This window comes from Pseudomonadota bacterium, assembly GCA_018817425.1.
GTDB lineage: Bacteria > Desulfobacterota > Desulfobacteria > Desulfobacterales > RPRI01 > RPRI01.
Window position 1 is genome coordinate 1 of sequence record JAHITX010000135.1, and the last position, 11,362, is coordinate 11,362.

The following is an 11,362-nucleotide window of genomic DNA, read 5'->3' on the forward strand; positions in this document are numbered from 1 at the left end:
AAATTTATCCACTCCTTATTTGTATTGTTAAATTTCATGACTTTTGTTAATAATTTTCCTGTCTCTATCACAATGTTTTGGCAAACTTTTCTATGTTCCTAAAACTGATGACCAAAAATTACATTCACCGAGAATTGCTGTATACCCTTTAGTCCGTTTGTATTTTCTCCGATTTTCCAGTTTGTAAGCAGCTTGGCAGATATATCGGAGATATCGTTGCCCTGAAGGCTTGGTAATGTAACCACAACCATGTCAATGTCTGCAAGCCTGTATAAAGTATTCAAATGAGAATCAAGGCTGTTTTTGTATTTAATCAGATTGGCATTATCAAAGATTCTTGTTTCGTTAGAAGGGCGTGGGGAATTGATATAAGAAAAAAATGGTAAATTATTAGTATCATTACTGCATGAAATAAGACAGCTAACTGAAATACAGATCAGAGTATTAAATAATATTTTTTGCATTGAAATATTTAGTCGCTTTTTTAAAGTGAAAATAACATCCAACATAATATATAAAATTTCCTCAATTTAAAACACACGAAATCACGTACCAACCGAATCGCTGAAAGTATAGATGAAAGAACAAAATTATATTCCTCCTCATTCGGCAACGTGATCAATACTTCACCGGGATGTACAGGAGTGTAATATATTTGATTCATTTGTATGACCTCTTTATATTTTCAATGGTAGTCCACAATTTCGATATCTACCGCTTATATTTTTCGTCCTTTTTTATTTTATCAAAATGATCTGAAGGAGGTACTGTTCTTTTTCTGGAGGAGAAAATTATTGAGTTGGTCGGGCATACATCTCTGCATGTATAACAAGAAAAGCAATCCGGTATTGTTTTTTTGTCGCCTTTCAAGATAGCACCCATTACCGTAGATGGACAAGCAGTAGCGCATTTCTCACAAGCAATACAAGTTTTGTAGTCTACGCTTATCTTGACAAGACTCACTTTTTCCACAAGCCACCCGACTAAACCAAAGGGACAGAAAAAATGGCACCATGGCCGATAGATAAATAGGCTGGCGAACAGGAGCAGGCCGACGAAAAGGCCGCCAATGAGACCCAGATGCATTGGCTTATATATCTTGAAAGGGTCAATTGGGTCGATGATATCGGTTCCCCATAAAATAGCGATCAATGTAAACACGCCAAAAAAAACGAATCGAAAAGTATTGGTTAAAACAAAAGACGGTTTGATCTGTTTGCCAATTACAGCCTTCAGTTTGCTGGTCTGATTGATTCGAAAAATCAGGTCCTGGAGAGTGCCGACCTGACAACCCCATGCGCAAATGTACTTATTGGCAAAAAAGACCATTGCCAAAAAAATAGTTAGGGCAATCATTCGAGGGGGAAAGATGACATGTGCGGTACCGTAAAGGTGAATTGCATCCTTCACAGTACCCATTGGGCCGGGGTCCGATCCCATCACCACCCCAAAGATCATAAAAGACGTTAAAAGCAACCCATTCCTGATGCCAGGAGTCATTTTTCTCTTTTTGGAGAAAATGAAAACTGTTGATAGAAAGATAATCCAAAAAAGAAATTTAACCGGAATTTTAATCCAGTTCTTGCCGGCATGTTCAGATGCCAATGCCAGTTTTTTGATAACAAGAGATGTTATTTGATCGTGAGTTCCATATTCATCCAACTTTTTTCCCAGATCAGATTTTGCTTTAAGGTCAAATAACTCCTTCAAGATTCTTTCTGGCAATCCGTTGGCTTGGCCAAACTGCAGAAGAGTCATTTCATTATTAATTATTATTTTTGCAGGCGTTTGCGGCTGCTCAGATTTTTTTCCCCAGATTTGGTTGGAGAGTATTGATAGGCCAATAACAGTAATGATAATTAAAATAAAATATATTGCAGTTCTTAACTGCGGATATTTTTCCATTTTTTAATACCTACGGTTTCCTGGTTTGCAAGCATATAACACCCGAAAGCAGGGGCCTTGCTGAGCGCCAGAGGCGCGAGGTAAGATCCCTTGGCTTGAGTTGATAGAAGGGTTATTATTCTTCAATTTCTGCTATAGCGCGTATCCAACCTCCGCTAGCGCCTTCTATTTTTATTGGAAAACAATATATTTTTGCACCCAAAGAAGGAACTTTGTCGAGGTTAGTTAATTTTTCCATATGGCAATATGCTTTTTCAATCCCCGCAAAGTGACCTTCCCATATCATTTTCCCATTTGGTTTTCCTTCTTCTATGGATTTTTTCCATTTTCCATTTGTGTATTTAAATGGCGCATCCCAAGACCAGGCATCGGTACCAACTACATTTATTCCATGAGATAGAATGTATAAAGTAGCTTCTTTGCTTACACCACAGCCTTTGTTGAAATAATCTGCTTTACCCCAATGTTCAGCAGCAGAAGTATGTATAGTTACAATATCACCCTTTTTTAGCATATATGTCATTTGTTTTAGTTTTTTCTTGATGTCATTTTTCGTTAATAAATAACCGTCTGGTTTTTTAGAAAAGTCTAAAACAACAAGATTGCCAAAACACCATTCAAGAGGTATTTGGTCTATGGTCCAGGCTTTTTCTTGTTTTGTTGCGCGATTCATAAAAGGGGAGTAGTGATAAGGTGCATCAAGGTGTGTTCCGTGATGAGTGTTAAGCTTAACCCATTCTACTGCCCAACCGTTTCCATCCGGTAAGTGTTTTTCAGGTTCAAGGCCTTTGAAATATTTTTTCATTGTTTCAGCGCCTTGTTTGTGATTTATGTAGGTGATTTCTGGCAGTTTGGGATCACCAAGGGCATCATTTGATATAGAAATAGATAAGTCTACATATTTTGTTTTTTTAGGTTTTTCTTTTGTACAGGAGATGGATAGAAGAACAGAGGAGATTATTACTATTACTATAATTAGAAATTTTATATCTTTGCTTTTCATTTATTATTTTCCTTTAAAGCTTCGGTTAAGAGGTTGGCAAAGGAGCGCAGCGGATTTACCAATCCTTCTTCAACCGTTTGTTCGATTAAATCATTTCTTTATTTCAACGATGGTTTAAGTATATTCAATACTAAGCTTTTTTGACTCAATAAGGCCGGCTTGCTGTTTTCTGTTAATTTCCTTTACAGAAGGGCTTGCTTAATTGCATTGTTTGATGTGTTATTTCAGGTACCGATCATGTTCATTTTCATTTTTTTAAGACTTCAACAACCCCTCTACTTATTGTTGCAAGGTCAAGGTTAAACCGATTTGCTACTTCAGATGATGCAATTATGTAAGCCTGACCTTTCAGCTATAACTCATAATGTCAATCACCTCAGGATGGTTTTTACCTAATATGGGAACAAGAATATCAAGAGCTTTGGTATAGTATTCAGTTGCTTTTTGATGGTATTCCGAATAATCATTGTCAAGATCCAGATTATCTTCACTGTTAAAAAAAACTGCATCATCTATCTCAGTATATACATTTCCAATACACGCCAGTAACCTTCCATGGAGATGGTTGCTGTTTATCTCAACCGCTACTGTAATTGCTTTCTCGTAATACTCTATTGCCCTGGTATATTCCTTCAGATCTAAATTAACATTCCCGAGTCCCGCCAAGTTATTTAATTCACAATCTTTATCACCTAATTGCCTGCTTAATTCGAGTGCCTGTTCGCAATAATACTTTGCATTACCAGTATCTTTTAATGCATTGTATGCATCTCCCAGATTGCCTAACCACAAAAGTTTTGTGTAGTTATCTCCTATTTTTTCTGCGATTGATAAAGCTTTTTTGAAATTTTCAATACCCTTCTCGTACTGGCCTTTGTTAACGTACATATTTCCAAGATTACCGATCCATTTGCATTCGCTACTTTTATCACCTATACTAACCGCTATGGCCAATGCTTCAGTAAAACACCGCGTTGCTTCAATATTATTTTCCAATCGCCAGTAAACAGATCCCAGGTTGCCAAGCCCCATACCCTCACGCTTTTTATCACCTTTATTCACGGCTTGATCAATATCTTCCTGGAAATAATTTATAGCTTTATCGTACTCTCCCAACCGGTAATAAATGGCACCATTATTGGCAGATTCTCTCTTTTTATTAATGACTGAAAAATGCTCTTTTGATGATTCATCTGCTTTCCGGGAATAATCTTTCGATGTTTTATTATCCCCTAGTCTATTGTAAATAATGGCAATATTCGATAGGAATAATCCTGCATTTTTCTTGTCACCAAGTTCTTCAGCTAGTTGTAATGCTTGTTCCTGGAGTTCCAATGCTATATGGTATTCTGCTAAACCGATGTATACATTTCCCAAATTTGCCAACCATATAACTTGATTAGGTGTATCGTTGTTTTTTTTCGCTAGAGCCAAAGCCTTTTCGGCATATACGGCTGATCGTTTTAATTCAGAAATTTCGTATAAGATACGAAAAATCAGTAGATACTTTGTGAAAAATGGATTCGATTTAAACCAATCATCAACATTCAGTTCCCACGGAATATTTTTTTTGATTAGTTGATATTTTGCATTCGTTATGGTTTTTTCCCACATGTGCTCTATAAACGAATCAGTGTTGATATAGATCCGTTTACCAGTGGTGAATTTTGTAAAGGGATTTTTATCACTCTTTTCTGATAAAGTCTCAATCCGCGGTTTTTCATCTTGATTAATATGTTCTATATAGTAAACGTGTTTAAATCGATCCTTGATTCTTTCTATTTGCGGACTGAGATCAAACACATCCGATGAACTGTATCCAAGTATTAAAACATTCTTATGACTGGTTTTTGAGGAAGCCAGATGTGCAATGAGACGTTTTATCAGCCCAAATGCGTCTTGAGCATCCTGCTCCGAAAAGGCCATCTTTATGACCTTCTCTCTCTCTGCAGATAAATCCTTCTGCGCAACTTTCTTTAGCGTGATCACCATATTCGTTCGATCACGAATACAACCATGAATCTTTATAAGCGTAATTTTATTGGCGTGCTTGTGTGCCCTATTAAAATTTTCCTCGCGAGATACCACTACAAAATCTATACCTTCGGCAAGCCCTTCATTCTGTAATGCTTTTTCGAGCAACTGGTCAAAGTTGGTCGTTATAATGCACTGTAATTTCTTCAGCTTTGCCAATTTGGCCAGGAAAATATGGTTTGTATTTGGTTCAACAAAATCTATTTGTGGTTTATCGGCATCATAGATATCAAATAGTCTCTCAGCATTACAGTTTTCCACTACAATTTCCATGAGTTTTTCAAATGGAAGGTTTGATCCAAGGATTTTGCTGCTATCCTGTTTTTCAATTTCTATTTTATTTAAAAGGTATTCAAGGAGTGGCCATACAACAGGAATCCCGGAATTTCTTGAAATACCTGCTCCGCAAAATACGATAGTCTCATGTAGATTAATACCGGCAACTATTTCGTCTAAAATCCCTTCCAATTCTCTTTTCACTGGACAAGATCTCCTGGTGATATGTACTTTAAATACAAAAGTTATTCCCGCTCTCTCCACCCAATGGTTCGCTGAAAGCTTGTTAATATATTTGGAAATCGAACGCTGGGCATGAAAGGTTGAAAAAAGCGCCAGCTTTTTTCAAACCATCTCAATGCCCTTGTTGGGGTGTCACTTTGAATATAAAATGGTTATTATATTTGTTTTAGGTTCTTGACTCTTGGTACAAAAGCTTTCCTGAATCTTCTCACCATATCAACTAACCATTCAATTGACATAGCCCATTCTTCTCGGTTCTGAAGATCAACATCTTTAGTGACTGCAATGGTTTTATCTCGGTTTTCAGGATTTGGGTTCCATTGAAGCTTTGAACCAATTTCGGTTTCAATTTCTTCTTTTTGTTCTTCAAGTTGCGGCAAAGCCCAATCCGCAATTTTATTGCCAATATAAACTCGCACTCCAATTTTGTTTTCCCACGTATTTGCGATATTTGACAAAAAAATATGAGAACGGCCTAAAGCGACGTCGAACCAATATTGTGGGCGAGGTGTCTGGGCACTGGTAACAACTTTTGTTTCTAAAAGTTTTTTCCGAAAGTCACTCCAAAATTCAAGCTGCAACTTTTTTGTCTCAGATAAAGCTTCCTTTGATTTCCCAGTTGCATCCTCACGTTTGATTTCGGCAGGACGACTGATGACATTAAAACGAACAGCTGGCCGTGATTCATCGATTTGCCAGAGTTCTATCAATACACCATAGAAGGAAAGCTCATCAGTCGTATATTCATTCAACCAATCTAAAGCCCTCTGGTGTTCCTCTGTGAATTCCGTAGCAATCCAGATTACTGTTCCAGCATCAAGAACAGATCCATATGTAATTGCTTTACCCAAATGATCATGATTTGTCTTTCCCAATTGATTTTCAATGACTACGTATTTACCTGTACCAGTGTCTTTAGCAAGGATATCAGCAGAATAAGGCCCAACTGATGCTTCAACCTGATCAACTTCAAGTTCAAATCCAATTGCTTTGCCTAATTGGGAAATATTTTCATCGCTTGCCAGCCATGGTGTAAATTCAGTAGCTTCATTTTTCCATATCTTGCGTACATCAAGCTTTTTGATTTTTCCCAGATCTTTTTCGGAAGCTTCAGCCATTGTATTGCTCCAATTGTTTTATATCTTGATTAATTCAGACTCACCCCAACGACCAAGCTGTGTGGTGCAAACGAAGCGCAGCGTAGTTTGCATCCGAACGAGCGCCTTGTTATGTGCATTACTCACCGCAGCATTTTTGTTCATGGTGTCATTCTGCGATCCTGTATAGTTTGGATGACTGCTTTGAGATCATCTATGTCTTTGCATAGCTCCGCTACATTGGGAACGGGGACATTCTTGGCTGAAGACGGATCATGGGCATCTACTAAATCATTGCAGCGTTGGTAAAGCCTGTTAATCTCGTCGCACTCTGAATCATCAAATCCAACTACACCCTTAAGACTACCAATGTTAATCCAATCCCTATAGCGTCTGACCACACCATTAAAAACCACATCCTGGATTACACGCTCTATGGCTGCTCGCATACGATCATATGCTTTAAGCATCTCAGCGGCATCATCTTCACTTGGATATTGCGGCCAAGGCAATTTCACTAAGTTTTTATGCATTTTTTCAAGAGAGTCTATACGCTCTTTATAACTTGAATGCCCCCATGGCAAGCCATCACAGACATTACCTGCATATTGACCTTTCCATTCCAGAAAACAGATTTTGTTATCGAGGTTATTCTTATCGATCTCATCACGAAGCTGGCCAAGAAAAGATGTGTCATGAGTGAAGACAATAACTTGACGTTTTTTTGCTTCTTGGGCAAGGCGGTGCGCGACATGATGCCTGCGCCAGTGATCAAGCGAGGATACCGGATCATCAAAGACAATCCCGCAGGAATGATCTGCTAAAGACAGCTCAGCTAAAAATGCACCAAGAGCAATTGCACGTTGCTCTCCTTCACTTAAAATCTCATCAATCTTCTGATTTGTCGGTATCTCCAATAAAAGCTGGTGAAAGATTTTGCCCTTGTCGTTTCTTTCCTTGAGTTTGGTTTTTATATGCCCGGCTCCAAGATTAGAAAACTCAATATCCAAGGCTGCTTTAAGCTCTTTTGTCACTGCTTCACTGGCAAATTCTCTGGATTTATCTGAGATTGGCTTGGTCTTAAGTTCCGTCTTGCATTTTTTAAGATCGGCCACTTTTTTCAGGCGATCAATGAGGTCAAGCACGGCTTGCAAGGACTTGTTTAAATTCTGCCGCGCAATAAGCTCATCATGTTCTTTCTGTAATTTCTTTTTATGCTCTTCGTCCGCTGCTTTAATAAAAGTACGAGCTTCAAGGAGCTTTTGAGCTGCTAATTTTCGCAAAAGGAAATATGGTCTTTCTGTTAGATCAGATGGGTTATTCCAGTCATGACTGTCAAACGCACCAAGCATCCATTGTCTTTTTGCATCAATGCTGGTTTGATAATCCGTAACTGACTGAACTATATCCCTATCACACTGATCTATCTCATCAGATAATTCCTGATCAAAAGCAATTGTAAGATTGGCATTTTCTATTTTTTTAATGATAGTAGCTAAATTGGTTCGCTTTTCACTGGCTGTTTTGGCAACATCATCTTTGATATATTGCTCAAATCGTTTTAGCCGTTCTCCGGCCTCATCCAGCGTTGATTGGCAAAGCGGACACAACGCACCATCACCAGTATGAGGAAACTCATGGTCGGGATATGCTATCTCGATTGAATATTTTCTGGCTGCCTCAAACAATGCCTTCCAAAGTGGCTCACCTGTCCCTGGCAACAATTCCTCACCTGATTGGAGATCAAGCGCTGTAGTTTTCTCTGCCTGCTCTGCTTCTACCACTTCATCATCAAGTTTTTTTAATCTTGTGACCGCTTCATCATTAACCCATAGGCTTAGCTTTCTAATATTTTCAGCTAGATTTTTAATTCGCGAAACAAAGCGCTTGAGATCAGCCGCTTTGGTCATAGGGTCGACTTCTGCAAGTGCCTTGCCTATATTGGTAATTCTTTTCTCTTCTTCCTCTGATAAAGTACCAAGACCCTCGACAGTTTTAGGATTGGTTTTGGTGCTAAGCTTTGATATCAGATCCCCGACTTTGGTTTCACCTGTCAGATGATTAAATGCATATGTATTTGTATCAATAGCACTGATTTCCTCTGAAAGGCGGCGGTCAAGCTCAGGGATAACGTCCCTTGCCATATTTTCTACAATATCTAAACCATAGGGAAGATAGGCAACATCCTGCTCAGCCGTGAGATATGATCTGGCACATCTGGAATCAAATACCGATATGCTCGATAACAACTCATCTGGAATGCATCTCCCCTGCTCCCAATCTATTTTATGGGTTGTTCCGTTTTGTTCTATTCTAAATTTGGCCGTTGGGGATTTATTCACTACTGATAGATCATTGGCATTTGGATAGACCTTTTCTGATTGATCACAGCAGCGGCAGGCCTGTTTCATTACCCGTACATAGCCAGATTTTCCAGAGCCATTGCCGCCATAAATAACGCTCATTCCAATTTCTGAAAATCCTAATTTTTGATCAGGGGCAATGCGGTTTACATGGGTCAATTTGCCTATCTCCTTCAAAATGACGGTTTGGCCAGATTGTATGGTAGCTGGAAGGTGGCAAGCGGCAAGTGGTTCGGGGGCCAAATTATCTGGATTAGGTAGACCATGCCCGGCCTTTAGAAGACCATAAAGCTCGGCATAATCATTCGCGGATAATCCCTCTTCGCACTGCAACAATCTGCGCGCAGCATCACGTTGCCAAGCAGGTAACGTTTGTGTCCATTTTAGGATGTTGTTAAGTAGGGTCATATTTATAGCTCAAAGATATACTACTGCTGATATGCTTTCCGTTCACATAACAAACAGTTGAGCAGCTCGACTGCTTGAACTGCCTCGTTGGACGATATGGTTTCAAAAATGAGGAAGTAAATTACACTCTGTTTGAGAAACGCATAAAAGTATAGACGTCCACCATTCTTCCCGCTAATATTTAATAGAAGTCAAGAGCCAAGAGCGGATTTGACCCTTATCTGTTTTCAATTTAAATATCTTGTTCTAAATACAAATGGCTAAGGAACTAAGGACCTTTCTCAATTTCAAAACGTCACCCTGGTTCATTATATGACTATCAGGAAAACCTGTGTAATCAACTTTGTTAATGTAATCCAAATCGCTGTATTTAGAGGTTTCTTCGTCTTTTAAAGTACAAGTGAAAATGACTTGATTTGGAAGATCCTTATACAGTTCAAGCGCAATCTTCTCTTTGGACGTTGCTAATTCTTTTTCTCTGAAATCATCAATGATAATCGGATGGTTGTGGTTAATCATTTTTTGTATTGCGTAAAATCTTGCGAGAAAAAAAGCTGCAGACTCGCTTCCGGATACGACTTCACCCCTTGTAGTAAAGAGTTCTACATCCTTAGGATTGCCATCGAAATTCAACATGTGAAAAGTGCTATTCAGTATCTTGGTCAAATCTTGCATTAAGCTATCCCTATTTTGCTTGTTGCTAACTTCAGCTGTTTTAGTTTGAAGTAGTTTCCCGGTCAATTCAGCCAGTAGCTCATCAAGGGACATAATCTTTTCGTCAATTGGTCGAGCTTCAAGAATATCCTTCTTGGAAAAAATTAAATTCTCCATCGTTATTTCATGATCCTCTAAAAGTTCCCCAAGCAACCCCTGAGCTTCAACTATATCCGCATCCACTTTCTGAATATCTTCAATTAATACTTCAATTCTATTGTCAATATTTCTTAGAAACAGAGAAACAGGGGTCAAGTCCGCTTTTGACTCTTATTTACCATATTAGAAACAGGGGTCAAGTCCGCTTTTGACTCTTATTTACCATATTAATTAGTTCATCAATACGTTTCTTTAAAGTTTTATCTGACTGCAACTGCTTCTTAACACGTTCAACAATACTGCTAACTGAAGTGGATTTTTCTATATTAAATTCTTTGCCGATTTGCTTCATGTTGTCTTGCCGGAGACGTCTGATTAGATAAATCAAAACATTTCTTGGTTCATTGTATGACCCTCGTCTTGATTTATAAATATCTTTTTCATCAACAGCATAATATTTACAAACTACTTCGAGAATTAATTTCTGGCTTGGATCAAGTAATTTTGACTCAGGAATATCCTCATCTTTTTTAGATTTATAATATTTGCCTTTAACCCAATCCAGAAAATTTTTAGGACCCAATATAGAAGGCCATTTCTTTGCTTCAATTACTTGGTAGATATTATCATCTTTTTCAACAGAAACAAATTGTCTGTATATTTTTATCCATTCTTCTTTGTTTTTTGTAAGAAGTGAAAAAATAAATGTCTTATGAAGCCAGCTCCATTTTTGTGCTATCGAAAGATATCCTTTGTGACTGCTCCATTTATATGAATCCAATGTCGTAACAAGGCCTGCTTTTATTGGATTCCGGTGAATATATCTGACAAGTTGTAATAAATAACTGTCGCCACCTACAAGAATCGATTTATATCTGCCTCTGAAAAGCTGACCGTCATGAGAATATTTTCTGTTAAATCTTTGAGTATAGACACCATTAATATGCCGCATGGTTCTTGAAATATTTCCATCCGGTGTCTGTAATAGGATATGATAATGATTGGACATCAAACAATAGGCGGCAATATTAACATTCCACATTTCCGATGTATCTTTGAGAAGCTCGACAAACATCTCATAATCCGCATCGTCTGAAAATATATTTTCAAACCTTCTACCACGGTTCATGACATGGTACCAAGCACCCGGATATTCTATTCTAAGTGGACGTGACATGTTGTCTGATTATCATAATGTTATATAAATGGTCAAGAGCTAA

8 protein-coding genes are annotated in these 11,362 nt (G+C 38.1%); all 8 read right to left on the reverse strand.

Annotated features, from left to right (window positions below):
• Nucleotides 1-98: 98 nt before the first annotated feature.
• Entirely contained in the window at nt 99-509 is a 411-nt protein-coding gene (locus KKC46_22280; protein ID MBU1056531.1) for a TPM domain-containing protein, read from the reverse strand.
• Nucleotides 510-711: 202 nt separating this feature from the next.
• Nucleotides 712-1,905, reverse strand: coding sequence for a 4Fe-4S binding protein (locus KKC46_22285; GenBank protein MBU1056532.1), 1,194 nt, complete (start codon nt 1,903-1,905; stop codon nt 712-714).
• Between the two features lie 115 nt (nt 1,906-2,020).
• A complete protein-coding gene (locus KKC46_22290) occupies nt 2,021-2,908 on the reverse strand; it encodes a cyclase family protein (GenBank protein ID MBU1056533.1) in 888 nt (295 codons plus the stop codon).
• A 348-nt stretch (nt 2,909-3,256) separates the two neighbouring features.
• Nucleotides 3,257-5,422, reverse strand: coding sequence for a tetratricopeptide repeat protein (locus KKC46_22295; protein MBU1056534.1), 2,166 nt, complete (start codon nt 5,420-5,422; stop codon nt 3,257-3,259).
• Nucleotides 5,423-5,616: 194 nt separating this feature from the next.
• On the reverse strand, nt 5,617-6,579 hold the full coding sequence (locus KKC46_22300; protein ID MBU1056535.1) for a DUF4268 domain-containing protein: 963 nt from the start codon (nt 6,577-6,579) through the stop codon (nt 5,617-5,619).
• A gap of 140 nt (nt 6,580-6,719) precedes the next feature.
• Nucleotides 6,720-9,329, reverse strand: coding sequence for an AAA family ATPase (locus KKC46_22305; protein ID MBU1056536.1), 2,610 nt, complete (start codon nt 9,327-9,329; stop codon nt 6,720-6,722).
• A 246-nt stretch (nt 9,330-9,575) separates the two neighbouring features.
• A complete protein-coding gene (locus tag KKC46_22310; GenBank protein MBU1056537.1) occupies nt 9,576-10,298 on the reverse strand; it encodes a hypothetical protein in 723 nt (240 codons plus the stop codon).
• Nucleotides 10,299-10,338: 40 nt separating this feature from the next.
• On the reverse strand, nt 10,339-11,319 hold the full coding sequence (locus KKC46_22315) for a transposase (GenBank protein MBU1056538.1): 981 nt from the start codon (nt 11,317-11,319) through the stop codon (nt 10,339-10,341).
• Nucleotides 11,320-11,362: the final 43 nt, after the last annotated feature.

Excerpts from the sequence above, each read along its gene's own strand:
- KKC46_22280 (MBU1056531.1), bottom strand. The coding sequence starts at position 509 with ATGTTGGATGTTATTTTCACTTTAAAAAAGCGACTAAATATTTCAATG.
- KKC46_22285 (MBU1056532.1), bottom strand. The coding sequence starts at position 1,905 with ATGGAAAAATATCCGCAGTTAAGAACTGCAATATATTTTATTTTAATT.
- KKC46_22290 (MBU1056533.1), bottom strand. The coding sequence starts at position 2,908 with ATGAAAAGCAAAGATATAAAATTTCTAATTATAGTAATAGTAATAATC.
- KKC46_22300 (MBU1056535.1), bottom strand. The coding sequence starts at position 6,579 with ATGGCTGAAGCTTCCGAAAAAGATCTGGGAAAAATCAAAAAGCTTGAT.
- KKC46_22305 (MBU1056536.1), bottom strand. The coding sequence starts at position 9,329 with ATGACCCTACTTAACAACATCCTAAAATGGACACAAACGTTACCTGCT.
- KKC46_22315 (MBU1056538.1), bottom strand. The coding sequence starts at position 11,319 with ATGTCACGTCCACTTAGAATAGAATATCCGGGTGCTTGGTACCATGTC.